25 protein-coding genes are annotated in these 24,570 nt (G+C 72.7%); 10 read left to right on the forward strand and 15 right to left on the reverse strand.

Annotated elements, in window-relative coordinates; translation table 11 throughout:
• Positions 1-111: 111 nt before the first annotated feature.
• The 4 genes from ABZ801_RS03100 (at position 112) to ABZ801_RS03115 (ending at position 2,735) form a co-directional block, all read left to right on the forward strand.
• On the forward strand, positions 112-273 hold the full coding sequence (locus tag ABZ801_RS03100) for a DUF4177 domain-containing protein (RefSeq protein ID WP_344952802.1): 162 nt from the start codon (positions 112-114) through the stop codon (positions 271-273).
• On the forward strand, positions 270-728 hold the full coding sequence (locus tag ABZ801_RS03105) for a RidA family protein (protein ID WP_344952804.1): 459 nt from the start codon (positions 270-272) through the stop codon (positions 726-728). The genes ABZ801_RS03100 and ABZ801_RS03105 overlap by 4 nt, the downstream gene beginning before the upstream one ends.
• 195 nt (positions 729-923) lie before the next feature.
• Positions 924-1,772, forward strand: coding sequence for an NUDIX hydrolase (locus ABZ801_RS03110; protein ID WP_344952806.1), 849 nt, complete (start codon positions 924-926; stop codon positions 1,770-1,772).
• 138 nt (positions 1,773-1,910) lie between these two features.
• Complete coding sequence (locus ABZ801_RS03115) at positions 1,911-2,735, forward strand: MBL fold metallo-hydrolase (RefSeq protein ID WP_360692689.1); 825 nt, start codon at positions 1,911-1,913, stop codon at positions 2,733-2,735.
• Positions 2,736-2,812: 77 nt separating this feature from the next.
• On the opposite strand, the gene ABZ801_RS03120 is transcribed toward ABZ801_RS03115, so the two are convergent.
• From ABZ801_RS03120 to ABZ801_RS03160, 9 genes are all read right to left on the reverse strand, one after another.
• Positions 2,813-3,499, reverse strand: a complete 687-nt coding sequence (locus tag ABZ801_RS03120) for a Crp/Fnr family transcriptional regulator (protein ID WP_026412280.1) — start codon at positions 3,497-3,499, stop codon at positions 2,813-2,815.
• A 303-nt stretch (positions 3,500-3,802) separates the two neighbouring features.
• Positions 3,803-4,639: an ABC transporter permease gene (locus ABZ801_RS03125; RefSeq protein WP_360692002.1), complete on the reverse strand. Its 837-nt coding sequence runs from the start codon at positions 4,637-4,639 to the stop codon at positions 3,803-3,805.
• Positions 4,636-5,556 carry an ATP-binding cassette domain-containing protein gene (locus ABZ801_RS03130; RefSeq protein WP_360692005.1) on the reverse strand — a complete coding sequence of 307 codons (921 nt, stop codon included), beginning with the start codon at positions 5,554-5,556 and terminating at the stop codon, positions 4,636-4,638. Before ABZ801_RS03130 ends, ABZ801_RS03125 begins: the two co-directional genes overlap by 4 nt.
• Positions 5,553-6,107, reverse strand: a complete 555-nt coding sequence (locus tag ABZ801_RS03135) for a MauE/DoxX family redox-associated membrane protein (RefSeq protein WP_360692008.1) — start codon at positions 6,105-6,107, stop codon at positions 5,553-5,555. The genes ABZ801_RS03130 and ABZ801_RS03135 overlap by 4 nt, the downstream gene beginning before the upstream one ends.
• Positions 6,104-6,559 carry a lasso peptide biosynthesis B2 protein gene (locus ABZ801_RS03140; RefSeq protein WP_360692011.1) on the reverse strand — a complete coding sequence of 152 codons (456 nt, stop codon included), beginning with the start codon at positions 6,557-6,559 and terminating at the stop codon, positions 6,104-6,106. The genes ABZ801_RS03135 and ABZ801_RS03140 overlap by 4 nt, the downstream gene beginning before the upstream one ends.
• A complete protein-coding gene (locus ABZ801_RS03145) occupies positions 6,556-6,807 on the reverse strand; it encodes a lasso peptide biosynthesis PqqD family chaperone (RefSeq protein ID WP_344952820.1) in 252 nt (83 codons plus the stop codon). Before ABZ801_RS03145 ends, ABZ801_RS03140 begins: the two co-directional genes overlap by 4 nt.
• Positions 6,804-8,816 (reverse strand): asparagine synthase-related protein, encoded by a 2,013-nt coding sequence (locus tag ABZ801_RS03150; RefSeq protein WP_360692013.1) that lies wholly within the window; start codon positions 8,814-8,816, stop codon positions 6,804-6,806. The genes ABZ801_RS03145 and ABZ801_RS03150 overlap by 4 nt, the downstream gene beginning before the upstream one ends.
• Positions 8,817-8,863: 47 nt before the next feature.
• Positions 8,864-8,989, reverse strand: coding sequence for a hypothetical protein (locus tag ABZ801_RS03155; RefSeq protein WP_344952824.1), 126 nt, complete (start codon positions 8,987-8,989; stop codon positions 8,864-8,866).
• Between the two features lie 113 nt (positions 8,990-9,102).
• Positions 9,103-9,225 (reverse strand): lasso RiPP family leader peptide-containing protein, encoded by a 123-nt coding sequence (locus tag ABZ801_RS03160; protein ID WP_344952826.1) that lies wholly within the window; start codon positions 9,223-9,225, stop codon positions 9,103-9,105.
• A gap of 196 nt (positions 9,226-9,421) precedes the next feature.
• Between ABZ801_RS03160 and ABZ801_RS03165 the strand changes: the two genes are divergently transcribed.
• Entirely contained in the window at positions 9,422-10,417 is a 996-nt protein-coding gene (locus ABZ801_RS03165) for an LLM class flavin-dependent oxidoreductase (protein WP_360692018.1), read from the forward strand.
• Between the two features lie 11 nt (positions 10,418-10,428).
• Here ABZ801_RS03165 and ABZ801_RS03170 read toward each other — a convergent pair whose 3' ends face one another.
• Positions 10,429-11,211, reverse strand: coding sequence for an AfsR/SARP family transcriptional regulator (locus tag ABZ801_RS03170; protein WP_360692021.1), 783 nt, complete (start codon positions 11,209-11,211; stop codon positions 10,429-10,431).
• A gap of 532 nt (positions 11,212-11,743) precedes the next feature.
• On the opposite strand from ABZ801_RS03170, the gene ABZ801_RS03175 reads away from it, so the two are divergent.
• The 4 genes from ABZ801_RS03175 (at position 11,744) to ABZ801_RS03190 (ending at position 15,405) form a co-directional block, all read left to right on the forward strand.
• Positions 11,744-12,388 (forward strand): response regulator transcription factor, encoded by a 645-nt coding sequence (locus tag ABZ801_RS03175; protein WP_360692024.1) that lies wholly within the window; start codon positions 11,744-11,746, stop codon positions 12,386-12,388.
• A 190-nt stretch (positions 12,389-12,578) separates the two neighbouring features.
• The gene (nth, locus tag ABZ801_RS03180) at positions 12,579-13,307 is read left to right on the forward strand and encodes an endonuclease III (RefSeq protein WP_344952833.1); all 729 of its coding nucleotides are present in this window, start codon (positions 12,579-12,581) and stop codon (positions 13,305-13,307) included.
• A 125-nt stretch (positions 13,308-13,432) separates the two neighbouring features.
• A complete protein-coding gene (locus tag ABZ801_RS03185; RefSeq protein WP_360692692.1) occupies positions 13,433-14,029 on the forward strand; it encodes a CoA pyrophosphatase in 597 nt (198 codons plus the stop codon).
• A gap of 194 nt (positions 14,030-14,223) precedes the next feature.
• Positions 14,224-15,405, forward strand: a complete 1,182-nt coding sequence (locus tag ABZ801_RS03190; protein ID WP_344953056.1) for a MarP family serine protease — start codon at positions 14,224-14,226, stop codon at positions 15,403-15,405.
• 8 nt (positions 15,406-15,413) lie between these two features.
• On the opposite strand, the gene ABZ801_RS03195 is transcribed toward ABZ801_RS03190, so the two are convergent.
• From ABZ801_RS03195 to acs, 5 genes are all read right to left on the reverse strand, one after another.
• Positions 15,414-15,875: a DUF309 domain-containing protein gene (locus tag ABZ801_RS03195; protein WP_360692027.1), complete on the reverse strand. Its 462-nt coding sequence runs from the start codon at positions 15,873-15,875 to the stop codon at positions 15,414-15,416.
• A 49-nt stretch (positions 15,876-15,924) separates the two neighbouring features.
• Entirely contained in the window at positions 15,925-16,848 is a 924-nt protein-coding gene (locus tag ABZ801_RS03200; RefSeq protein WP_344952837.1) for an alpha/beta hydrolase, read from the reverse strand.
• Between the two features lie 7 nt (positions 16,849-16,855).
• Positions 16,856-17,287, reverse strand: coding sequence for a phage holin family protein (locus ABZ801_RS03205; RefSeq protein WP_344952839.1), 432 nt, complete (start codon positions 17,285-17,287; stop codon positions 16,856-16,858).
• A gap of 159 nt (positions 17,288-17,446) precedes the next feature.
• Positions 17,447-18,694: a Na+/H+ antiporter NhaA gene (gene nhaA / locus ABZ801_RS03210; protein ID WP_360692031.1), complete on the reverse strand. Its 1,248-nt coding sequence runs from the start codon at positions 18,692-18,694 to the stop codon at positions 17,447-17,449.
• A 659-nt stretch (positions 18,695-19,353) separates the two neighbouring features.
• Positions 19,354-21,321: an acetate--CoA ligase gene (gene acs / locus ABZ801_RS03215; protein ID WP_344952843.1), complete on the reverse strand. Its 1,968-nt coding sequence runs from the start codon at positions 21,319-21,321 to the stop codon at positions 19,354-19,356.
• 829 nt (positions 21,322-22,150) lie between these two features.
• On the opposite strand from acs, the gene ABZ801_RS03220 reads away from it, so the two are divergent.
• Entirely contained in the window at positions 22,151-22,948 is a 798-nt protein-coding gene (locus ABZ801_RS03220) for an oxidoreductase (protein ID WP_344952845.1), read from the forward strand.
• The last annotated feature ends 1,622 nt before the right edge of the window (positions 22,949-24,570 follow it).

The raw sequence follows: 24,570 nt of genomic DNA on the forward strand, positions 1-24,570 counted from the left end.
CCCCGAGTCCGCCCCGACCGTGGTCCGGTGCGGGGGTAGGGGCGGCCTGGGTGGGGTGGTGGTGGTTGGGAGGCGGGGGTGGGGGTGGGGTGGTCGCTAGGCTGAGTGGCCATGAAGAAGTGGGAGTACGCGACCGTTCCGCTGCTGGTGCACGCGACCAAGCAGATTCTTGACAACTGGGGCCAGGACGGGTGGGAGCTCGTCACCGTCCTGCCGGGGCCCAACCCCGAGAGCCTGGTGGCCTACTTCAAGCGCGAGGTGGAGCCGAAGTGACGCCCGAGGAGCGGCTGCGCGAGCTCGGGCTGGAGCTGCCCGAGGTCGTCGCGCCGGCGGGTTCGTACGTGCCGGCGGTCCGCACCGGCTCCCTGGTCTACACGGCCGGGCAGGTGCCGATGGTCAAGGGCGAGCTGCCGGTGACCGGCAGGGTCGGCGCCGAGGTGAGCCTTGAGGAGGCCGCCGAGCAGGCCAGGATCTGCGCGCTCAACGCGATCGCCGCGCTGCGGGCCGAGGTGGGGGAGCTGGCGCGGGTCCGGCGCATCGTCAAGGTCGTCGGCTTCGTGGCCAGCGCGCCGGACTTCTACGGCCAGCCGAAGGTCGTCAACGGGGCCAGCGACCTGCTGGGCGCGGTGTTCGGAGACGCGGGCAGGCACGCGCGCAGCGCGGTCGGCGTGGCGGCGCTGCCGCTGAACGCGCCCGTCGAGGTGGAGCTCATCGCCGAGGTCGACTGACGTTCGCAGACGGCCGCGGGCGCGCCCGTGCGCGGTACCGCGGCCGTCGAAGCGGCGGCACGCCCGCCGACGGCGGCAAGGGCGGGATCGGCCGGGACTTGACGGAACGGCATTCGGTATGTCCGAATTAGCCGCCATGGGGATCAGTCGAATTGTCCGCGAGGGGGCGTCCCCCCACATGCCCCGGAACGGCCGATGGTGAACGGGCTGAAGCTCCCGGAGCAGTTCGTGGAGCGGATCGAGGGCATGCGCGCCGGACGGATCGAGCCGGTGGCGCCACGGGACGCCGCGACCGTGGTCGTCCTGCGGGATCATCCTGAGCACGGGCTGCAGGTGTTCATGCTGCGGCGGGTGTCGTCGATGGCGTTCGCGCCGGGGGCGTACGTGTTCCCCGGCGGGTCGGTCGACCCGCGCGACGGCGACACGGACATCGCCTGGGCCGGGCCCTCCCCGGCGGAGTGGGGCGCCGCGTTCCGGGCCGGGGACAAGCTGGCACGCGAGCTGGTCTGCGCGGCCGTGCGCGAGACGTTCGAGGAGAGCCTGATCCTGCTCGCCGGGCCCGCCGGGACGGCGGTGGTGGACGACACCCGCGGCGACACGTGGGAGGCCGACCGGCAGGCGCTGCTCGCCCGCACCGTGTCGCTGGCCGAGATGCTGAACCGGCGCGGGCTGGTGCTGCGCTCCGACCTGCTGCGGCCGTGGGCGCACTGGATCACGCCCGCGATCGAGCCGAAGCGGTACGACACGCGGTTCTTCGTCGCCGCGATCCCGCCGGGGCAGCGCGCCGGCGACGTCAGCACCGAGGCGGACCGGGTGACGTGGGTGCGGCCCGAGGACGCGGTGCGGCGGGCGCAGGCGGGCGAATGGTTCCTGATGCCGCCGACCCTGGCCACCCTGTCGGAACTGGCCGGCTACCGGACGGTCGCGGACGTGCTGGCGGCCCGGCGCGAGATCGTCACCTACGAGCCGACGGCGGAGATCATCGACGGGGAGCCGTACCTGGTGCTGCCGCCCGAGACGGCCCGCCACTACCCGCGGGGATGAGCGGCCGTGCGCCGTCGGCCCGCCCGGGAGCTGACCCGGGAGCTGGCATGGCGGCTGGCGGGCACGTCGGCGCCGCGTCACCTGGCGCGGCTGGACCGCCTGGGCCGGCGGCTGGGCCTGCGCCCGGCGACCGGCAGGATGGATGAGATGAGCGAGATCGATGGGATGGGCACGGAACGGGCGACCTGCGTGCTCGCGCCGAACCCGTCGCCGATGACCCTGGACGGCACCAACACCTGGATCGTCGCCGAGCCCGGCTCGGAGGAGACGGTCGTCATCGACCCCGGCCCCAAGGACGGCAAGCACCTGGAGCGCGTGGTGCGCACCGTCGCGTCGCAGGGACGCCGCGTCGGGCTGGTCCTGCTCACGCACGGGCACCCCGACCACGCGGCGGGCGCGAAGCGGTTCGCCGAACTCGCCGCGGAGGCGGCCGGACGACGCGGCGGCGCCGTCCCGGTGCGGGCGCTGGACCCCCGGCACCGGCTCGGCGACGAGGGGCTGGCCGAGGGCGACGTCGTCACCACCGGAGGGCTGGAGCTGCGCGTCCTGGAGACGCCCGGCCATTCCAACGACTCGCTGACGTTCTGGCTGCCCGCCGACCGCGCCGTCCTCACCGGGGACACCGTGCTCGGGTACGGCAGCACGGTCGTCGAGGGCAGGCTGGGGGACTACCTGGCGTCCCTGGACCGGCTGCGGGCGTTCGCCGAGGCCCGGGAGGCGGCGACCATCCTGCCCGGCCACGGCCCGCGCCTGGACGACCCCATCGCCGCCCTGGACCACTACATCTCCCACCGGCGGGAGCGTCTGGCCCAGGTGGAGGCCGCCGTGGCCGCCGGTGCCCGGACGGCGCGGGAGGTGGTCGAACGCGTCTACGCCGACGTCGACCGGTCACTGTGGCCGGCCGCCGAGTGGTCCGTGCAGGCCCAGCTCGACTACCTCAACGAGCGTTCCGCCGGTACGTGAACCGCAGGGGGAACGGGGGGACGGCCGGTGCTTCCGCAAGATCACCGGGGCGGCTGCGACCCTGCGGAAGACCGTCCTCACTTGGAGCGCTTGCGCAGACGTTCGATGTCGAGGATGACGACGGCGCGCGCCTCGATCCGCAGCCAGTTGCGCTGGGCGAAGTCGGCCAGGGCCTTGTTGACCGTCTCCCGGGACGCGCCGACGAGCTGTGCCAGCTCCTCCTGGGTGAGGTCGTGGTGGACGTGCAGCCCGGCCTCCGAGGGCTGGCCGAACCGCTCGGCCAGGTCCAGCAGCGCCTTGGCGACGCGTCCGGGCACGTCGGTGAACACCAGGTCGGCCATCACGTCGTTGGTCTTGCGCAGCCGCTGGGCCAGCGCGCGCAGCAGCTGCACCGCCACCTCGGGGTGGCCGGTCAGCCAGGGCCGCAGGTCGTCGTGACCGAGCCCGGCGAGGCGGCACTCGGTCACCGCGACGGCGCTGGCGGTGCGCGGCCGCGGGTCGAACAGCGACAGCTCGCCGAACATCTCGCTGGGGCCGAGCACGCTCAGCAGGTTCTCCCGCCCGTCGGGGGCGGTGCGGGTCAGCTTGATCTTGCCTTCCAGGACGACGTACAGGCGGTCGCCCGTCTCGCCCTCGTTGAAGAGCGTCTGGCCGCGTGCCAGCCGCACTTCGGTCACGTTGGCGCGAAGCGCCTTGGCGCCCTGCTCGTCGAGTGCCTCGAACAGCGGGGCTCTGCTCAGAACGTCCACGTCGCGGTCGGTCACGCTTTCTCCTCCTACAAACACCTACACGCATAGTGTGACGTACGTCCCACCGCGCACGTGAAGGCAGGGCCACGGCGTGCCGGTTCCACCCCGGCACCCGCGATGAGCTGGACCGCTCTGGTCCGCTCAGACGCCAAATCCTTCCGGCATCAAGTGTACGGACCGCCCGGTGAGGGCAGTCACAAGGCCGCGAAGCAGGTCATCACGGGGTGTCCGGGGCGAGGATTTCGATTGTGGACGGATCGGCTGTCCGCCGGTGTGCCGGGGGCGCCGGGAGGCCGTCAGCGGACGCGCGTGAGGCCGTCAGCGGATGCGCTGGAAACCGCGGATCGCGAGCAGGACGCAGACGGCGGCCACGGTGAGGCTGATGGCGACCGCGGCGAGGGCGGCGGCGCCGGCGGGGCGGCCCAGCGTGAGGTCGCGGGCCGCCTCGATGCCGTAGGTGACGGGGTTGGCGTGGGCGACGGCCCGCAACCATCCGGGCAGGGCCGCCGCCGGGACGAACGCGGTCGAGGCGAAGATCAGCGGGAAGGTCGCCAGCCCGGCGACGCTCTGCATGAGCTCGGGGCCGCGCAGCCAGCAGGCCAGCGCGATGAAGATCCAGCCGAGGCCCCCGCCGACCGTGAGCGCCAGCGCCCACGCGGCCGCGACCCCGGCGATCCCGCCGTCCGGGCGGAAACCGAGCACCAGCGTCGCGACCAGCAGGACGAGCAGCAACTGGACGGCCGTGCGGGTCATGTCGGCCAGGCTGCGGGCCAGCAGCACCGAGCCCGGCCAGATCGGCAGCGTGCGGAAGCGGGTGACGATGCCGTTCGTCATCTCGTGCACCAGCCCGAGCCCGGTGGTGAAGGCCGCCTGCACGGCCGTGGTGACCAGGATCGCCGGGACGAGGAAGTCGACGTAGCGCACGCCCGGGGCCCCGGCGGCCGTCCCGGCGGCGCCGCCGAACAGCCCGCCGAACAGCTGGCTGAACAGCAGCAGCATCAGCAGCGGGCTCAGCAGACTCGCCATGATCAGGCGGGGGTCGAGGACGAGGGCGCGCAGCGACCTGAGGGTGAGGACGAGGATCTGCGTCGCCGTGCCGCTGCCCCGCCAGAGGGCCGTCGAGGTCGCCGAGGCGGTCGCCGGTGCGGTCGTCATCGTCGCGCTCCCATCAGGGACAGGTACACGTCGTCCAGCGTGGGTTCGGTCAGCGCCAGCTCGTAGGGGCCGATGGGGGCCTCGTCCAGCGCCCGCACGATCAGGCCCAGGTCGCCCGACGCGGCGGGCACGGGCACCGACACGGCCGCGGCGTCGCGGTGCGTGCGCAGGCCCCGGCGGCGCAGCGCCGCCTCGGCGAGCGGGACGTCGCCCGCGTCGGCCGGGCGGACGGCGGCGGTGCGGCCGCCCGCCTTGGCCTTCAGGTCGGCCGGGGCGCCCGAGGCGATCACGCGGCCGTCGGCGAGCACCGTGACGGTGTCGGCCAGCCGGTCGGCCTCGTCCAGGTACTGGGTGGTCAGCACCACGGTGGTGCCGTCGCGGACGAGGTCGCGGACGACGTCCCAGGTGGTCAGGCGGCTCTCGGGGTCCAGGCCGGTGGTGGGCTCGTCCAGGAACAGCACCTCGGGACGTCCGGTGAGGCTGGCGGCCAGGTCCAGCCTGCGGCGCATGCCGCCGGAGTAGCCGCGGACGGCGCGGCCGGCCGCGGCGGTCAGGCCGAAGCGCTCCAGCAACTCGTCGGCGCGCCGCCGGGCCTCCGCGCGGCCCGCGCCGAGCAGCCGGGCGATCAGCACCAGGTTGTCGCGGCCGCAGATCTGCTCGTCGACGGCGGCGAACTGCCCCGTCACCCCGATCCTGCGGCGCACCTGGCGGGCCTGGCCGACCACGTCGAACCCCGCCACCCGCGCCGTCCCGGCCGACGGGCGGCACAGCGTGGCCAGGATGTCGACCAGCGTCGTCTTCCCGGCGCCGTTGTGGCCGAGCAGGCCGAGCACCGAGCCGCGCGGTGCGCTGAGGGTCACGTCCTCCAGCGCCCGCACGGCGCCGAACCGCCGGCACAGCCCGGTCGTCTCGATCACCGCGGGGCCTCCGCGCGCTCCGCCGCCACCAGCCGCCTCATGAGCGCCGCCACCCCCCGGTCGTAGTAGCGGGTGAACAGGGCCGCGGCCAGCACACCGGCCAGTACCGCCGCGACGGCGGCGACCGGCCGGCCCGTGGGGACGGGCGCGGCGGCCACGCCCGGCACGGCGATCGCCATGAGCAGCAGGTTCCGGACGATCATCGCGTGGCTCATCACCGCGCCCCGGGAGCCGAAGCAGCGGCACTCGGCGAAGACGCCGCCGCGCACGGACCGGACCACCGCCGCGATGAACACCGCCAGCAGCGCGACGGCCAGCGCCGACCCGAGGCGCGGCGCGAACGGCAGGATCAGCAGCAGCACGGCCGCCCCCTCGCCGATCACGATGGCGAGGGCCACCGGGGTCGCGGCCCGCCGCGGGATGAGCGCGAGCTGGTGGATCGAGGTGACGAACCCGCCGAACCGCTCGGCTCCGCGCGCCTTGCCCACGAACGCCAGCGCGAACACCGTGGCGGTCAGCGCCCGCGCGGCCAGGAGCAGGTAGTCCGTCATCGCCCGGCCCCCGCCTCGGAGCGCGGCCGGTCCCCGGCGGGCAGGGCCGGCACCACCATGACCTTGCGGAAGGCGTGGATCTCCTCCAGCTCGCCGACGGGCCGTCCCTCCGCCTCCACCCAGGCGTGGGCGCGGAACGGCTCGGTGCGCACGCCCGTGCACCAGTCCGGCCAGGTGCCGCCGAACCTGCACAGCAGCGCCGTCGCCAGCGAACGCTGCAGGCACCCCTGGCCCGCGCACTGCACGCTGACCGACACGACCGCCTGGCGCGCCGCCAGCGCCCGCGCGGCCGTGGCCGGGCGGGCGCCGCGCCGCAGCACGCCGAGCACCTGCCGGATCCGCAGCGGGGACATCCGCATCAGCAGCCACGCCAGCCCCACCGCGACCCGGGCGGCGGCCCGGCGGTGCCGCGGGACGCGGGCCGAGGACTCGAGTGCGACCGGCATCGTCATGGCAGCAGCACCTCGGCCTCGTACAGCGCCTTGACGAACGCGTCGACGTCCGCCTCCAGCCGGTCGGCCGCGTCGGGATGGCGGCCGCGCAGCGTCGTCAGCGCGTCGTCCACGGTGTGCCCGTCCAGCAGCAGCCGCACGACGGTCGCGCCGGTGACGTTGAGCGTCCAGTAGCGGCCGCTCCGCTCGTTCAGCAGCACCATGCCGTGCTCGGTCTCGGTCAGCGTCACGTGGGGGGAGATGGTCATCGGGCTCCTCCGGAGGGCAGGTTCCGCAGCCACGTCTCACAGGCGAACGTGCTGATCAGCGGAACGAGGGTGAGGGACGTCGGGGGGAGGGCGAGCAGCAGCGAACGCAGCGCGTCGGCGTTCACCAGCCCGAGCCGCGCCAGCCGCATGTCCTCGCACAGCCCCAGCAGTTCGGCGCGGTGGCGTCGCAGGCTGTCGTAGGCCTCCGCGCTGTACTCCGACTTGGTGGAACGGCCGAGGACGGCGTCAGGGACGACGCCCCGCATGGCCGCGGTGAGCGCCGGCTTGTACCGGTCGGGCATGGCCACGTCCTCGAACCGGATGGCCAGCGCCGCCTCGACGACCCGGTCGTCCACGTACGGGGCGTGCCACGACACGCCGGAGCGGGACGTTAGCCGGTCGACGCGCCGCAGCGTGTCGCCGCACAGCCGCGCGTCCGCCAGCGCGGCGTGCTGGCCGCGCAGCGGCGCCAGCGGCTCGGGTTCGGACCGGCCGGTGTCCCGCAGGAGGCGGCGGACCGTGTCGACGGCCTCGCCGGTGGCCCACGCGGGCATGCGGTAGGCGACGCCCCAGCCGAACGACGGACGGCCCTGCACCTCCCGGACGGGGTCGGTGAGCTCGTCGGCGGTCCTGGACAGCCACTGGCCGAACGAGTCGTTCGCCAGCAGCGCCTGCGCGGTGTGCGCCGGCCGCCACCGGTGCAGGGCGCGGTACGCGCGCAGGTAGGGGATCGACCGCACGTGCCTGGTGCGCACCAGGGTGTGCAGGTAGAGCGGGTTGCTCAGGAACAGCTCGTCGCCGCCGTGCCCGGTGAGATGCGCGGACGAGCCGCGTGCGGCGACCTGCTCGGCCATGTGGGTGAGGCGGGCCCGTGTGCGGATCCAGGCGAACGGCGCCTCGATGTCAGGATCGGGCTGCGACAGGTCGGCGAACCAGGTGGGGGCGACGTCGCGCGACAGCACCAGGTGCTCGCCGCCGGGCAGCGACGCCGCCGCCCGCGCCGCCCAGACCTGGTCCTCGTCGGCCGGGTCCGCGGCCTCCCACCGGGTCGTCACGAGCCTGTCCACGTCACCGGCGGCCAGGAAGCACAGGCTCGTGGAGTCCATGCCGCCCGACAGGTCGGCGCTGAGGGTGTCGTGGCCCCGCGTCCGGACGGCCACGGCGTCGCACAGGGCCTCGCGTACGCGTCCGGCGCCGTCCGCCAGCGGAAGGTCCGGCTCGGGCGGACTCCACCATCGCACGGCGCGGCTGCCGCCGTCGGCGGACAGTTCCAGGTAGCAGCCCGCGGGCAGGGCGTCGACGCCCTTCCACAGGCAGCGTTCGTTCAGCGGCCACGGCAGCCAGGGCGCCACCAGCCAGGCGGCGAGCGCCTCCTCCCGGGGCGCGGCACCGACCAGGGCCGCCAGGGTCTGCGGCCGGTCGGCCGCCACCGGGGTGCCCGCGACGTCGGCGTGGAAGACCTGGCGGGCGGTCGACAGGCTGCCCTGCACCCGTACGCGGTCGCCGATCGAGGCCACCAGGTGGAAGCTGCCCGCCAGCTCCGCGCTCAGCCCGTCCAGGTCGGCGGGCGTGCGGGCGTCACGGAGCCGCGCGGCCAGCGTGCCGGCGGTCGCCGACGACGGGCCGAGCACGGCGATCCGGTCGCGCCCGGCGCGGGCCCACACGATCTCGTCCTCGCGCCAGCGGCCGACGATCCAGGGACGGCCGGAGGCGTGCGGGATCACCGTGAACGCGGGGGCCACCTCGCGCGCGGGCCGGACGGCGGCCGCGGGCGAGGCGGTGTCCCCGGGCGAGGAGGCGTTCCCGGGCCGGGGGGCGTCCCCGGGCCGGGCGGCCTCCGCGGGTGAGGCGGCCGTGCTGGGACCCGGCCCGCCGAACAGGTCCGGCAACGCGTCGTCGAGAATCCGCCGCAGGCGTGAGTCGCGGCCGTGCCGCGCGCTTTCTCCGTCCGTCCGGCCACCGGTCGCGTCCAGCGCGCCGGGGACGTCCGGCAGGACCAGGAATTCCACTGCTCCGTCCACCTCGTCTCGGAGTTATTTCGCTGCGACCGGCCTCGTCAGCTGGGAATCAGGCTGTACCACATCGCGTCGAATCCCCAGTCGGAGGGGCCGCGCGTCACGAGGCTGAACCGGCCGCCCTCGCCCAGCGTCGGGGGCTCGTAGACGACGACTTTCCGCAGCATTTTCCACACCTTTCCGGGTCGTTTCTTCAGGTGGTCCCGAATGGCCGCGCCGGTGCCGGGAAGGCCCGGCACCGGCGCGGAATGGTTTCGCTACGATCGGCCCGAAGGGGCGGTCAGCACAGCATGACGCAGGACCAGTCGGCCTCGAAGCCCCAATTCGGACGGCCGAGCGTCACCTGGATGAAGTCGCCGGCCTCGGCCAGCGTGGGGGGCTCGTACACCGCAGCCTTCTGCATGGCCACACCTTTCTGTGTGCGTGGAAGGTCCCTTGTGGACCTCCCGCCTGCACCTAGCACTCTAGGAAAGGGGGAATTTCACTTCGCTTGCACTTCCCTTTCGGAAAGCCCGTGCGGTGGGCTTTGCGGGTTGCCTGGCACCACTCCGCCGGAAAGGATTCATCGTGTCCGCACAGCCCGCGAAAGGGAGAAAGGCATGATCGAGATCTCGGTTCTGGACACCGCTCCGGTATGGCGCGGCTCGACACCGGCCCAGGCGCTGCGCGAGTCGATGACGCTGGCCGCGGAAGTGGAACGGATGGGATATCTGCGGTACTGGGTGGCCGAGCACCACAACGCGCCGTTCATCGCCAGCTGCGCCCCGCCGGTGCTCGTCGCCCAGATCGCCGCCGCCACCTCCCGCATGCGGGTCGGCTCGGGCGGGGTGATGCTGCCCAACCATCCGCCGCTCGTCGTCGCCGAGCAGTTCGGCACCCTGGAGGCGCTGAACCCGGGCCGCGTCGACCTGGGCATCGGGCGTTCCCCCGGCACGGACATGGTCACGGCCCGCGCGCTGCGGCGGGTGAGCAGCCCGCCGGGGTCGGACGCCTACCGCGACCAGATCCGCGAGCTGCTCGGCTACTTCGAGCCCCGCGGACCCGGCGAGGTCGCGGCGGTCCCGGCCGAGGGCAGCCGGCCCGCCGTGTGGCTGCTCGGCTCCAGCGTCGACAACGCCAGGTTCGCCGGCGAGCTGGGCCTGCCGTTCGCCTTCGCCCACCACGTCCGCCCGGAGAACGCGGCGCCCGCGCTGCGCGCCTACCGCGAGGCGTTCCGGCCGTCGGCGGCGCAGGACCGTCCGCGTGCCATCGTCGCCGCCTCCGTCCTCGTCGCCGACACCGACGAGCGGGCCGAGTGGCTGGCCGGGCCGATCGCGGTCATCATCCACCAGTCCCTCAAGGGCGCCCGCAACGGCCCGAACCTCACGCCGGAGGAGGCCGCCCGCTACCCCTGGCCGGCGGAGGAGCACGCGCAGGTGCGCGCCCGGATGACCTCGCACCTCATCGGCGGCCCGGAGACCGTCGCCCGCCGCGTCGGCGAGCTGATCGACGAGACCGGCGCCGACGAGCTGATGGCCATGACCCTGGTCCACGGCCTCGAAGACCGCGTCCGCTCCCACGAACTACTGGCCAAGGCCGTCCCCCAGGCCACCTGACCCCGAACCGCTCAGCGGGCGGCCTCGCTCATCACCGCCGCGTCGTTGCGCAGGATCGCGACATGCAGGTTGCGCAGCTCCGGCCCGGGATCGATACCGATCTCCTCCCGCAGGCGGGTGCTCACCTGCTGGTAGGCCGCCAGCGCCTCGGCCTGCCGCCCGCACCGGCACAGGGCGAGCATCAGCTGCCGCCAGAACCGCTCGCGGAGCGGATGGCACGCGGTCATGGAGCGCAGGTCGCCGACGATCTCGCGGTGCCGCCCGAGGGCGAGGCCGACCTCGTTGCGCCACTCCATCGTGCGCAGGTGGTCCTCGGCGAGCCGTGGCACGACCTCCTGCTGGAGGGAGTCGGAACGCACGTCCGACAGGGCGGGGCCGCGCCACAGCGCCAGCGCCTCGGTCAGGGCCGCCAGCTCGGCGGCCCGGTCGCCGCGTTCGCCGGCGGCGCGCGCCTCGCCGACCAGGCCGTGGAACCGCAGCAGGTCCACGTCGGCCGGCCGCAGCTGCAGCACGTAGCCGGTGGACGAGGTCTTGATCGCCTCGGACGCGCCGTCCTCGTGGGCGTCCAGCCACTGCCGCACCCGGGTCAGGCAGGTCTGCAGCGCGCCGCGCGGGCAGTCGGGCAGCCGGTCGCCCCACACGCGGTCGAGAAGCTCCTCGACCGAGACGACCTCGTTCGCCTTGAGCACCAGCGCGGCCAGCAGCAGCCGCTGCCGGCCGCGCGGAATCCTGGTGAGCCGTCCCCTGAACGCGGCTTCGAACGGCCCCAGCACACCGAAACTGATGGGACACATCTTCCGGAATCCTCCAAGCCTTGAGTGCTCGGCCCCCCGTCGCGATGCGACCGGGGAGCCACGGTCGGTCTCTTCGGGGAAGGAATCGCGGGCACGGCTCGGGGCGGCGGCCACCCGAGCCGGAGAGACGGGGCCTGGAACCGGATCACGCAGCGGACCCCGAGGGTGGCGCGCCGTGGCCGCGGCGGCCTTTTGACGGCGCGCCGCGGATCATAAGGGCGCGTCCCTATCGGCGTCGGACGTATGGGCCGCGCGGGACGGTCGAAGTATCCTGACGTGACCGACTGCGACCCGAAGTTCTCGTTTCGCCATCATGTGGCTCTCCCCCTCGCGATGGAACGAACGCAGGCCCCAGACCAATCATGTGGACGGCGCCCGAAGACTGTCATGACCCCCGTTCGGGGGTCATCCGGCGCACGGGGCCGTCGCCGCGCCCGCGCGGGGCCCGGCGGAGCCGATGACCGCCGGGGCGCTCAGGCGGGCCCCTCATGACGGCCGGCCGTGACGGCGACCTGCTCTGGGGGGCGGCCCGATGGGCACGGTGAAGATCGCCGTCGTGGACGACCAGGACGTGGTGCTGTCGGGCGTGCGGACGTGGATCGCCGAGGACCCCGGCGAGCGCCTCGAGATCGTGCACACCGGCACCGACCTGAGCGGCCTCGACGAGGGCCCGGCCGCGACCGCCGACGTGCTGGTCATCGACCTGCGGATCGGCGGCCGCCTGGTCTTCGACGAGATCGCCGACCTGGCCGCGGCGGGCCGCCGGATCGTGGTGTTCTCCCAGTACGCCGACCCCGACCTGGTGCACAGCGCCGAGATGGCCGGTGCCCGCGCCTACATCACCAAGGAGACCGGCGAGGGGCGGCTCCACCTCATCGAGGCCGTTCTCGCCGTCGCGGCGGGCGGCACGTACACGACGCCGTCCCAGGCCGGGGCGATGCTCGCCGCCACGGGCCCGTGCCCGCCCAGCTTCTCCGAGCAGGAGCTGCGCACGATGCGGCTGTGGCTGGGCGGCCTCACCAGGACGGCCGTCGCCCGCCAGATGGGCATCAGCGAGCACACCGTCAAGCAGTACCTCGACCGGGCGAGGGAGAAGTACGCCAAGGCGGGACGGGAGGCCCCCACACGACTCGACCTGTACCGCGAGGCCCGCCGAGACGGCATCGTCGACCCCTGACCCCCTCCGAACACAAACCACGCCCAGACCGCAACGCGACCACGCCCAGACCGCAACACGACCACGCCCAGACCGCGACCGGGCGACGGCGGGGCTGCGACCGGGCGGCGGCGGGGCTGGGGGCGGGGTGCGCGATGCCGTGTGGGCGTAGCCGGGGGGTGAGGTCTGGGGAGGTCGTACGCTTGCCGGCATGGCGAGCAGCAAGGACGACGCGGGGCGTGGGCAGGAGACCAGGCTGGCGCTCGTACGCCGCGCCCGGAAGATCAACCGGATTCTGACCGAGGTCTATCCCGACGCCAAGTGCGAGCTGAACTTCGCCGACCCGTTCCAGCTGCTGATCGCCACCGTCCTGTCGGCGCAGACGACCGACGTGCGGGTCAACCAGACCACCCCGGCGCTGTTCGCCAAGTACCCCGGCCCCGAGGACCTGGCCGCCGCCGACCCCGAGGACGTCGAGCGGATCCTCAAGCCGCTCGGGTTCTTCCGGGCCAAGACCAGGTCCGTCATGGGCCTGTCGGCGGTCCTGTGCGAGCGGTTCGGCGGCGCGGTGCCGCGGACCCTGGACGAGCTCGTCACCCTGCCGGGCGTGGGCCGCAAGACCGCCAACGTGGTGCTCGGCAACGCCTTCGACGTGCCGGGGATCACCGTCGACACCCACTTCGGGCGGCTGGCCCGCCGCTTCCGCTGGACGGCCGAGACCGATCCGGTCAAGGTCGAGCACGAGGTCGGCGAGCTGATCCCGCGCAAGGAGTGGACGATGCTGTCGCACCGGCTGATCTGGCACGGCCGCCGCGTGTGCCACTCGCGCCGCCCGGCGTGCGGGGCCTGCGCGGTGGCCCGGCTGTGCCCGTCCTTCGGCGAGGGGCCGACCGACGAGGAGACCGCCCGCAAGCTGGTCAAGCCGGGCCCGTTCTCCTGACCTCCGCCCGGCCGCGCTGGGAGGGTGGGAAGGAAACAGGTACTGATCAGGTTGGGAGAGGCGTGAGCGAGACTGCAGCCCCCTGTCCGGCATGGCTCGACCGGTTCCGCGTCGAGGCGCCGCGGATGACCGTCCCGCCGACGATGCGCCCGGTGGCGACGGCGCGCCCGGCGGCGGTGCTGATCCTGTTCGGGGAGGGGCCGCACGGTCCGGACATCCTGCTCACCGAGCGGGCCGCCACGCTCACCAAGCACGCCGGCCAGCCGGCCTTCCCCGGCGGCCGGATCGACCCCGAGGACGACGGGCCGGTCGGCGCGGCGCTGCGCGAGGCGCACGAGGAGGCCGGGGTCGAGCCGTCGGGGGTGCAGGTGCTGACCACGCTTCCCGAGCTGTACCTGTCCCGCAGCGACCACCGGGTCACTCCCGTGGCGGGCTGGTGGCGCACGCCGTCGGAGATCGCGCCCGGCCACCCCGGGGAGGTCGCCACGGTCGCCCGCGTGCCGATCGACGAACTGGTCGACCCGGACAACAGGCTGACCGTCCGCTACCCGGGCGGCCTGCGCATGGGGCCCGCCTTCCGGGTCCGCGGCATGCTCGTGTGGGGGTTCACCGCCGGGGTGCTCACCCAGGTGCTGCGCGCGGGCGGCTGGGAACGCCCCTGGGACGACGACCGCGTGGAAGACCTCCCCCGCGAGATCCTGGACCTGGCCGCCCGAGGCTGACCCCCGGGGCCCACGTCCGCCGCGTGCGGATGCCCTGCGCATTCGCGCCGACGGTGAGCGGCGTTCCGCGGGGCACGGTCGGTGATCGTCTCGCATCGCACTGCGCGGTTACGCGGTGCCGTCCAATCTGGTACACCGAGGGGACGTGAACACGGGTCGCTGCGCTATACGGTGAAGCGGTGCTGGGCGACCACATTCTGGATGCGATCTTGCTCGTACTGATCGTGCTGTTCGCGATCTCGGGCTATCGGCAGGGCTTCATCGTCAGCCTGCTGAGCTTCGCGGGATTCGTGGGCGGCGGGGTCGTCGGGGTGCTGGTGGCACCGCCGATCGCCGAGACGGCGGTGGACGGCGCGGCCCAGCAGGCGCTGCTGGCGATCGTGATCGCGTTCCTGGCCGCCACGCTCGGGCAGCTGATCGCCTCGTCCGTCGGCGCCGTGCTGCGCAACCGGGTCACCGGGATCAACGCGCGCGCCGTCGACGCGGCCGGAGGCGCCGTCGTCAGCGCCGTCTCCCTGCTGCTGGTCGCCTGGTTCTTCGGCAGCCTGGTGGCGCGCTCGGAGTTCAAGCCGCTGCGCACGCAGGTCAACGGCTCCTCGGTCCTCAACGGCGTCAACGACGTGATGCCCGAGCAGGCGCAGACGTGGTTCGCCTCCTTCCGCCGGTTCGTGGCCGCCAGCGAGTTCCCGCAGGTGTTCAACGGGCTGGGCGGCGAGTCGGTGACCGAGGTGCCGCCGCCCAACGACGCGATCCTGCGGACCCCGGCGCTGCTCGCCGCCCGGCAGAGCATCGTCAAGGTGACCAGCACCGCCCCGCAGTGCCAGCGCAAGATCGAGGGCACCGGCTTCGTGTTCGCGCCCGAACGGGTGATGACCAACGCGCACGTGGTGGCGGGCGCGCGCGGCTCGTCCACGATCGCGTCGCTGAACGGCACCACCGAGCGCGGCCGGGTCGTGGTGTACGACCCGAGGCGTGACATCGCCGTCCTGCACGTGCCGGGCCTGCGGGCGCCCGCGTTGAAGTTCGCCGGGCCCGCCCGGGTACGCGACGACGCCATCATCGCCGGATTCCCCAAGAACCAGCCGTTCACCACGGGGTCGGCCCGCATCCGCGCCCGGCAGACCGCCAAGGGCCCCGACATCTACCACTCGGGCCAGGTCAGCCGCGAGATCTACGCCATTCGCGGGACGGTGGAACCCGGTAACTCCGGGGGGCCGCTGCTGTCGTCGGACGGCCGCGTCTACGGGGTCATCTTCGCCGCGGCGCTCGACACCCCGTCCACCGGCTACGCCCTCACCGCCGAGGAGGTCGCCCCGGACGTTCGCCTGGGCGCCCAGGCCACCGTCCCCGTGTCCACCCAGAACTGCTCCGACTGACGGCGGCCCTACGGGGGCGTCGTCAGGCTCAGGTGGACGGGGGCGTCGGCGTCCGTCGCCTGAGCGGCCAGTGAGCGGGTCTGCCGTACGACGCCGGCGACGTCGACGCCGTGCGGCGGGTCGGACGCGTACGGCTCCAGGCGGTCGGCGGCACGGGTCAGCAGGGCCTTGGCCCCCTGCGTGTTGCCGCGCCGCAGGTGGGTGATGCCCACGGCCACCTGTGCCAGCCCCCGCCACAGTTCGCGTTCGGGTTCCTCGGCGGCCTTCCACGCCGCCTCCAGGACCTCGTGCGCGTGGAAGGGACGATCGGCGTCCAGCAGCCGCTGCGCCTCCGTCAGCGCCTCCGCCGGGGTGAAGGACAGGTCGTCCGGCATGGTGGGCACGCCCACGGCGTCCCGCGGCAGGGGACGCCCATACGCGTCACGTGGACGGGCGTTGCGCGGCCTGCCCGCCTCGTCCCGATCACGCATGCCTCCACCGTACGCGAGCGGTCATCGCGCCGAGGGCGGTGTGTGGGGGTCAGTGTTCGGGTTCGGGGTCGGTGAGCCAGCCGATGAGCTGGGAGTCGAACGTCTCGGGGCGTTCCTGGTGGGGGAAGTGGCCCGCACCTTCGATGAGCCTCCAGCGGTACGGCGCCTCCACATAGCGTCCCGAGCCCTGGGCGGAGGCGGGCAGGATGCAGGTGTCCAGGGAGCCGTGCAACTGGAGCGTGGGCGCCTGGACGGGGCTGCGCATACGGGAGGCGTAGCGGATGCCGTCCGGCCGTGGCTGGGAACGGACGAACCACCGGTGGTACTCCAGCGCGCAGTGCGCCACGCCCGGTATCTGCGCGGCCTTCCGCAGGAGACGCTCGGTGCGTTCGTCGGGCCACCCCGGGCCGGACCACTCATGCAGCAGCCGCCCCACCAGCGCGGCGTCGTCCCGTAGGAGACGGCGTTCCGGCAACAGGGGCAACTGGAACCCGAGGGTGTGCCGGGTGGCCCACGCCTGGCCGCGCAGGTCGCTCCGTACGGCCTGCCTCAGACGCAGCGGATGGGGGGCGCTCACCACGGCCAGCCGTTGGACGACCTTGGGGTAGTACACGGCCATCGTCCACGCCAGCAGGCCGCCCCAGTCGTGACCCACGACGATCGCGTTGGCCTCACCGAGCGCACGGACGAGCCCCGCCGCGTCCCCGGCAAGGGTCACCAGGTCGTAGCCGCGCGGGGGTTTGTCGCTGCCGCCGTAGCCGCGCAGGTCCACCGCGGCCGCCCGGTAACCCGCGCGTGGCAGCGACACCAGCTGGTTGTGCCAGGACCACCAGAACTCCGGGAAGCCGTGCAGCAGCAGGACCAGAGGCCCTTCCCCCGCCTCGGCGACATGGAAGCGCGTGCCGCCGGCGCTGACCGCGCGGTGCGTCCACGGCCCGTCGACCTCGACGATCGACCCGTCGTGTCCGGGCATGGCGTGCTCAGTCCGTCAGCGCGGGGGCGTCGGAGTCGCCTCGGTGCCGCAGCATCGACAGGTCGTCGCGCAGCGTGCGGCGCGTGCGCTTCGCCCCGTCGATCTTGCGGATGCGCAGGTAGCCGATGCCGAGCAGCACCAGCGCCAGCAGCAGGTACACGCCCGCGACGATGAGGAACGCGGCCCAGTGCCAGATGCCCAGCGCGACCAGGCCGTACGCCGCGGCGATGGACAGCAGGATCACGATCAGCCCGGCGATGAGCCCGGCGATCGCGAACATCGTCCCGCCCAGCGCGGCCTTCTTCGCGTCGGCCTTCAGCTCCATCTTGGCCAGGTCCATCTCGGCCCGGACCAGGTTGGAGATGTTGCTCGACGCCAGCGCGACCAGTTCACCGAGGGACTTGTCCTCGATCCGCTCGCCCGGCTGTGCCTCGGTCATATCGCTACTCCTTCCAGGGCCCCGGCTCCCAGGGGCTGCGCGCCAGCCTGGCAGCCGGGCGGCTCGTCCGGCCACCCGGCGTGACCACCGCGGTCCGGATGTGGCCGCGTCGGCGCGCGGCCTGGGCCGCCGCCGACGTCCGGACCGCCCGGTGCCGTCCTACCGGTCCGGCGTTCCGGCGGCGACCTCCGCACGCGCCCGCGCGCGCATCCGCCGCCGGAAGACGATGGTGGCGCCCGCCGAGGCGATGAGGCTCGCGATCAGGACCGCTGTCGTCACTCTTTCGAATTGTGCCGGGTCGGTGTACGCCAAACCGCCGATCAGCAGGGAAACGGTGAAACCGACCCCGGCGAGCATCGCGACACCCGCGATCTCCCGCCAGTGCAGCTCCTCCCCGAGCGTCGCCAGGCCGAACCGTACGGCCGCCCAGGCTCCACCCAGGACGCCCACGAATTTACCGATCACCAGTCCGGCGATCACCCCCAGGGCTATGCGATCGGTGGCGACGGCCCCGAGCGAGGAGGCGTTCAACGTCACCCCGGCCGACAGGAACGCGAACAGCGGCACGCACACGCCCGCCGAGAACGGCCGCAGCACGTGATCGGCCTGCTCGGCGTTCGTCCGCCTCGGCCCCGGCGTCTCCCTGGACGAGGTCAGCATGCCCAGCGCCACCCCCGCCACGGTCGCGTGGACGCCGCTCTTGTGGACGAAGTACCAGGCCAGGACCGCCAGCGGCACGTAGATCCACGGCGAGCGCACGCCCCGCCACTGCAACACCCCGTACACCGCGACCAGCGCCACCCCGGTCAGCAGCGGCAGCGCGCTCAGGTGCTCGGTGTAGAACAGCGCGATGATCGCGATGGCGATGAGGTCGTCGACGACCGCCAGCGTCAGCAGGAACGCGCGCAGCGGCGCCGGGCACGCCGAGAACGTCACCGCCAGCACGGCCAGCGCGAACGCGATGTCGGTGGCGGTCGGCACCGCCCAGCCGCGGGCCGCGCCCGGCTCTCCCGCGCTCACCGCCAGAAAGATCAGCGCGGGCAGCGCCACGCCCGCGCAGGCGGCGATCACCGGCAGCGCCGCGTCCCGCGGATCGCGCAGCTCCCCGTGGGTCAGCTCCTCGCGCAACTCCAGCCCGGCGATGAAGAAGAACACCGCCAGCAGCCCGCCGGACGCCCAGTGCTGCAGGTCCATGTGCCCGAGCTGCAGCCAGTGCGGGCTGATCTCCAGCTTCTGCAGGTCCGTGTACGCATCGGACCAGGGTGAGTTGGCCCACAGCAGCGCCGCCAGCGTGGCGGCCAGCATGATGACCCCGCCGACGGTCTCCAGCCGCAACGCCTCGGCGACGTTGCGCCCGTAACGGACGGTGGGACGGAACGGCCAGAGCGCGGCGACGCGGCGCGGCATGAAACCCCCGGGCGGCAGCGGGCGGACACGAACACGGACCGATCCGCCACCGTGCATACCGGGACGAAACAGCCCATCGCCGACCAGACTTCCCGGCACACCTGCCCCACAGGGTACCCAGATGATCGCCCGATATGTCCGCCCGCCCCGATCGCCGTCGCCGAACTCCTGACCTGGCCACACACCCGGCGCCCTCGCGGACGGCAGAGGACCCCCGGCGCGTGAACGCACCAGGGGCCCTCAATACGCCCGCCACTCCTCCATCCCAACACCGCACCCCGGCCGAGCCACGAAGGGCTCCGAGGAGCCCCCCGAGGTGCCGCTGAACCGCCGAGACCCTCATGGCGAGCCGCGAAGGCCCTCACGGCGAGCCGCCGAGACTACGGAGAGCCGCAGAGGCCCGGTGAGCCGCTGAGGCCCCCTCACAGTGAGTCGCGAAGACTCCGGCGAGCCGCCGGGGCTTCGCAGAGCCGCGGGGGTGCCGCTGAGCCGCCGAGTCCGCACGGTGAGCCGCGGAGACTCCGGAGAGCCGCCGAGGCCCCTCACAGGGGGCCGGCGGGCTCCGCAGAGCCGGCGAGGCTCCGCAGAACCGCCGGGCTCTGCGGAGCCGCCGCAAGGCTCGCGGTGAGGCGCGGAGGGGCCGATCAGTGTTCTCGGGCTCAGTCCTCCGGCTTGGCGCTGGGGAGCTTCTGGGAGATCAGGTCCATCACGGAGCTGTCGGTGAGCGTGGTCACGTCGCCCAGCGACCGGTTCTCCGCGACGTCCCGCAGCAGCCGCCGCATGATCTTGCCGGAGCGGGTCTTGGGCAGCTCCGGCACGATCATGATCTGGCGGGGCTTGGCGATCGGGCCGAGCGTCTTGGCGACGTGGCCGCGCAGTTCGGCCACGAAGTCCTCGCCCTCGACCTCCGCGCCGGCGTTGCCGCGCGGGATCACGAACGCCACGATGGCCTGCCCGGTGACCGGGTCCGTGGAGCCGACCACCGCCGCCTCGGCCACCTTCGGGTGCGACACCAGGGCCGACTCCACCTCCGTGGTGGAGATGTTGTGCCCCGACACCAGCATGACGTCGTCGACCCGGCCGAGCAGCCAGATGTCGCCGTCGTCGTCCTTCTTGGCGCCGTCACCGGCGAAGTACAGGCCGTCGAACCGCGACCAGTACGTCTTGACGTACCGCTCGTCGTCGCCCCAGATGGTGCGCAGCATCGACGGCCACGGCTCCCGGACCACCAGGAACCCGCCGCCGCCGTTGGGCACCGACTGAGCCTGGTCGTCCACCACGTCCGCCTCGACGCCCGGCAGCGGCCGCATCGCCGCACCCGGCTTGCCCTCCGTCACGCCCGGCAGCGGGCTGACCATGATGGCGCCGGTCTCGGTCTGCCACCAGGTGTCGACCACCGGGCAGCGCCCGCCGCCGATGTTCTCCCGGTACCAGACGTAGGCCTCGGGGTTGATCGGCTCGCCCACGCTGCCCAGCACGCGCAGCGACGACAGGTCGAACTCGGCGGGGATCTCGTCGCCCCACTTCATGCAGGTGCGGATCGCGGTCGGCGCGGTGTAGAAGATCGTGACCTTGTACTTCTGGATGACCTCCCACCAGCGGCCCTTGTGCGGGGTGTCCGGCGTCCCCTCGTAGATCACGCTGGTGGCGCCGTTGGCGAGCGGCCCGTACACGATGTAGGAGTGGCCGGTCACCCAGCCGATGTCGGCCGTGCACCAGTAGACGTCGGTCTTCGGCTTGAGGTCGAACACCGCGTGGTGGGTGTAGGCCACCTGGGTGAGATAGCCGCCCGAGGTGTGCAGGATGCCCTTGGGCTTCCCAGTCGTCCCGGACGTGTACAGGATGTAGAGGGGGTGCTCCGAGTCGACCGGCTCCGGCGTGTGCTCGTCCGGCTGCCGCTCGACCAGGTCGTGCCACCACACGTCCCGGGGGTTCTCGGCGACCTGCTCGCCGGTGCGCCGCACCACCACGACGTGCTCGATCGACGGGGTGTCCTTGACGGCCTCGTCCACCGTGGGCTTGAGCGCGGACGGCTTGCCGCGCCGGTAGCCGCCGTCGGCGGTGATGACCACCTTGGCCTGCGCGTCGTCGATGCGGGTGCGCAGTGCGTCGGCGGAGAACCCGCCGAACACCACCGAGTGGGTGGCGCCGATCCGCGCGCACGCCAGCATCGAGATCGGCAGCTCGGGGATCATCGGCAGGTAGATCGCCACCCGGTCGCCCTTGCGCACGCCCAGCTCCAGCAGCGCGTTGGCCGCCTTGCTCACCTCCCGCTGGAGTTCGGCGTAGGTGATCGTGCGGGTGTCGCCGGGCTCACCCTCCCAGTGGTAGGCGACCCGGGCGCCCAGCCCCGCCTCGACGTGACGGTCCACGCAGTTGTAGGCGACGTTCAGCTCGCCGCCCACGAACCACTTGGCGAACGGGGGGTTGCTCCAGTCCAGCACGGTGTCCCAGTGCTTGGCCCAGGTCAGCCGCTCGGCCTGCCGGGCCCAGAAGCCCAGCCGGTCCGCGGCCGCCTCCTCGTACGCCTCGGCGGTGACGTTCGCGGACTCGGCCAGCTCTGCAGGCGGAGGGAAGCGCCGCGTCTCCTGCAGCAGGTTCGAGAGTGTCTCTTGGCTCTGGCTCAACGCGTACTCCTTGCTTGCGACAGAGGAAGGCGCCCCGGTGTGCCCCACTTCACCAGGCAAGGGTCCCTCTTTACAACCCTCACACCACCACGACCCCCACCGCATGGCGGACCCTCCCCCCATTTCTGCCGTTGGCGCCCCCTCTACCGCCCCCACAACCACCCCAAGCCCCACACTCCATCGCCGCCCCCCACCCACATCCGCCCTCGCCCCCACCGCCCCCGCAACGTCCCCCTCCAACCCACTCGCCCACGCGTAAGCGCCCACACTGCCGTGCGCACCTGCACACGCCAGAGACGCCCACACGCCGCCCCCACGCCCGCCCGCGTCTCCCACTCACCGTCGTTGTATGCGGTTGGGGGTCTGCGTGCCGCTCCCAGGCTTGGTGTGCGTGCCGGACTCGGGAAACGCCCACATGCCGCGTCCACGCTCGCGGTGCGCGCTCAGAGTGCAGTGCCCCGGTGACCGCGTCCCGGCATGTACGCCACCATCGAGCGGCGCTGGCGCAAGAGCGACGTGGTCGAGCTGACGACGCCGAGGACGCCCGTGCGTCCGCATACGGTCCGAGGCGCCCTACGTACCGCGCCCCAACCTAGGCGTGCGTGTCCGGGCTCTGCGTGCGTGCCTACGCGCGATGCGCACCTAGGCGGCTGCCGCGCGTGCCCAGACCCGCTGTGCGTGCCTCTGTGCGTCCTGCGCGGGGCTTGGAGGGCGACAGGGGCTTCGCGGCTTCCGGGTGAGGAGAGATCAGTGAGGCGTCATGGGGCGGCGGGGCTCGGCATTGGCCCCGCGCGCGAGTCGGTCAGGACGACCGCATAAGGTCGGGCCCGTGACCGGATCCGATGCCTTCGCCCAAGTAGCGGCACTGCCCGGAGTGGCCGAAGCGGTGGCTGATGCTCGCACGGCGGTGGACCGGCTGCTCGGACATCGCGTCCTGCGTCGGCGCAGTGCCGAGGTCTCCACCGAGTCAGCGGTGCGGGGCGCGCGCGCCTCGGCGGCCTTGGAGGGAGTCTCGGTCACCCTGGACGAGATGCGCGCGGCCGAGGCCCCCAAGGACCCCGTCGTTCAGGGTGCCCTTCGCGTCTCCGCGGAACTGGGCTCCCTGGTGGAGACATGGCGGCAGGCACCCCGGCAGGTATTGGCGCGACTGCACGTCCTCGTCGCGGCGGACGCCGTGGACGAAGCCGAGCTGGGACGCCCCAGAGCCGAGGGCCAGGAAGTCAAGGACGTACTCGGCCTCGGGCAACCCCCCACCGCGCACGAAGTCGCCACGCGGCTCGACATGCTCAGCAGCCTGCTCGTGCAACCGACCGAGGCCCCGGCGCTTGTGGTGGCGGCCCTGGTGCACGGGGAACTGCTCACCCTGCGTCCCTTCGGCTGGGGGGACGGCATCGTTGCCCGTGCCGCCCAACGCCTGACCATGGTCGCGCGTGGGCTCGACCCCAAGTCGCTCACCGCACCCGAGGTCGGCCACGCCGAGCTCGCAGACGAGTACGTGGCGGCACTGCGCGGCTACGCTTCCGGCACCCCCGAGGGAGTGGCCGGATGGATCCGTCACTGTGCCGACGCCACGGCCGCCGCCGCTCGTGACTCCCAGGCCATCTGCGAGGCCATCATGCGAGGCTGACGCGCTGACGTTACGCTCCGCCGCCCCCTTCGGCTTCTACGCCCCGCATCCCACTCGGCCGTCGTTCCGTAACGTTCGGCACTCCAAACGACAGCCATGGCGGATCGCCGCCATGGGGGCGTGGCGCGGCGTGAAGGGCCGGCCGACCCCTTCTCATGTGAAACCACGAGGGGCGGTCTGTTGCATTGAGTGAGAGATGCGCCGATGCCGTTCGCGACCCATGGCGCATTGTCCGTGTGACCGAACCCACCCGAGAACTCACCCGTGAAGCCTCTGTCAAGCTACGGCCTGGCCTGGTTTATGGCCTTGTGGGAAAATTGCAGGTGAGAATCTCACCTTGAGTCGTCCCGGTGTGCGTCCCTGCCTCGGGGCAACCCGCACACCCTTGCGGAGCAGTAACTGCAGTTGCCGGCCACCTCACGTCGGCCGGTCATGCCGAGCGTGTTGCAGTCCCCCCACCCCACGCTCTGCCCAATCCGCAGACCCAAGTGGCGGACCAGAGCTGGCCGCCCCACCGATGCCCCCTTACGCGCGCACCCCCAGGCAGCCGCCCGCAACGCAATGACGTTACGGCCGCGCGTCCAGGGGCCGGGTTGCAGCGCCGCGTTGCCGACTTCGAGGACACTAGCCATGCGACGACCGACTGCCAGGGCCGCTGCCGACCGGCCTCCAGCGGCACAGTCGTTTCCTTACGGACAAGACTCCCAAGACGTGGTGTGACGCCCCTACACCTTGTGGATGCCGCATCACACCAGCACTCCGCTGATACTCGTCAAACTTGAGGCAAGTGGCGTTCGGATGCTCCTGCGGCGGCAGGTACTGGTGAGACGGATCCTTCCCGCGTCACCGTCCAAAACCAGCGTGGGGACAACCGCCCGAACACGGCGAACGGCGTCCCGTTCAGGGCGGGACGCCGTCGCCAGTCACGTCACTCCGGGTTACCAAGCGTGCACCTCATATCCGTCGGACCGGGTCAAGCCCGTCACGACGCGCCTCCCGCGGCTGGTCGCGCGTGGGTACCCGGGTGCCGTGCCCGGACACTTGGTCCTTATGACCTGTCTACGCCTCATTCGTCCAGTTGACAAGCCCTGATTCGTAAAATGAGCGGCTCGCAGACGCGTATCGCGCTTGCATCGGCGGCGCCGGCGGAGGTCTCCGCTCGGACGGGAGTCCGCCGCCGTAGGGCACATTTCGGACGAGACGGGTCACTGTCGACAATCCACGGGTGATCACAGAGTGTGATCGATTTCTATTGTGGATCTCGATCTGGCGGTGCGACGGAATGATCTTTGGGATCTCATGTACGCTCCCACTCTCGGTCGGGAGCTTTCCGGCCGTACGGCAGGCGCTGGGCGGGATGGTGCCGAGGGGCACCGCTTCGCCCGCTGGAGTGGGGATCATCGTAACCAGGTGAGAAAAAACGTTACGCGTCCGGTGACATTACGGCTCGACGGAAGTCACGGCGATCGGGCAGCATATGTTGTATCTGCCTAGACTAGAGGCAGCGACTTTGCCAGTCCTATAGATCAAACCGACCTGCGGGCCGTGGGCGATCTCCCCGAGACTTTCTTGGGAAAACGGCCCGGCTCTACCCCCCCGGAGCCGGACCGTTCGGCGACCCC

Origin of the sequence: Actinomadura sp. NPDC047616 (assembly GCF_040642915.1) — a bacterium.
Lineage (GTDB): Bacteria > Actinomycetota > Actinomycetes > Streptosporangiales > Streptosporangiaceae > Spirillospora > Spirillospora miaoliensis.

Coding starts and splice junctions, on each gene's coding strand:
- ABZ801_RS03100 (WP_344952802.1), top strand. CDS start 112: ATGAAGAAGTGGGAGTACGCGACCGTTCCGCTGCTGGTGCACGCGACC.
- ABZ801_RS03110 (WP_344952806.1), top strand. CDS start 924: ATGGTGAACGGGCTGAAGCTCCCGGAGCAGTTCGTGGAGCGGATCGAG.
- ABZ801_RS03115 (WP_360692689.1), top strand. CDS start 1,911: ATGGATGAGATGAGCGAGATCGATGGGATGGGCACGGAACGGGCGACC.
- ABZ801_RS03125 (WP_360692002.1), bottom strand. CDS start 4,639: ATGACGACCGCACCGGCGACCGCCTCGGCGACCTCGACGGCCCTCTGG.
- ABZ801_RS03135 (WP_360692008.1), bottom strand. CDS start 6,107: ATGACGGACTACCTGCTCCTGGCCGCGCGGGCGCTGACCGCCACGGTG.
- ABZ801_RS03140 (WP_360692011.1), bottom strand. CDS start 6,559: ATGACGATGCCGGTCGCACTCGAGTCCTCGGCCCGCGTCCCGCGGCAC.
- ABZ801_RS03145 (WP_344952820.1), bottom strand. CDS start 6,807: ATGACCATCTCCCCCCACGTGACGCTGACCGAGACCGAGCACGGCATG.
- ABZ801_RS03155 (WP_344952824.1), bottom strand. CDS start 8,989: ATGCTGCGGAAAGTCGTCGTCTACGAGCCCCCGACGCTGGGCGAGGGC.
- ABZ801_RS03160 (WP_344952826.1), bottom strand. CDS start 9,225: ATGCAGAAGGCTGCGGTGTACGAGCCCCCCACGCTGGCCGAGGCCGGC.
- ABZ801_RS03165 (WP_360692018.1), top strand. CDS start 9,422: ATGATCGAGATCTCGGTTCTGGACACCGCTCCGGTATGGCGCGGCTCG.
- ABZ801_RS03170 (WP_360692021.1), bottom strand. CDS start 11,211: ATGTGTCCCATCAGTTTCGGTGTGCTGGGGCCGTTCGAAGCCGCGTTC.
- ABZ801_RS03175 (WP_360692024.1), top strand. CDS start 11,744: ATGGGCACGGTGAAGATCGCCGTCGTGGACGACCAGGACGTGGTGCTG.
- nth (WP_344952833.1), top strand. CDS start 12,579: ATGGCGAGCAGCAAGGACGACGCGGGGCGTGGGCAGGAGACCAGGCTG.
- ABZ801_RS03185 (WP_360692692.1), top strand. CDS start 13,433: ATGACCGTCCCGCCGACGATGCGCCCGGTGGCGACGGCGCGCCCGGCG.
- ABZ801_RS03195 (WP_360692027.1), bottom strand. CDS start 15,875: ATGCGTGATCGGGACGAGGCGGGCAGGCCGCGCAACGCCCGTCCACGT.
- ABZ801_RS03200 (WP_344952837.1), bottom strand. CDS start 16,848: ATGCCCGGACACGACGGGTCGATCGTCGAGGTCGACGGGCCGTGGACG.
- ABZ801_RS03205 (WP_344952839.1), bottom strand. CDS start 17,287: ATGACCGAGGCACAGCCGGGCGAGCGGATCGAGGACAAGTCCCTCGGT.
- nhaA (WP_360692031.1), bottom strand. CDS start 18,694: ATGCCGCGCCGCGTCGCCGCGCTCTGGCCGTTCCGTCCCACCGTCCGT.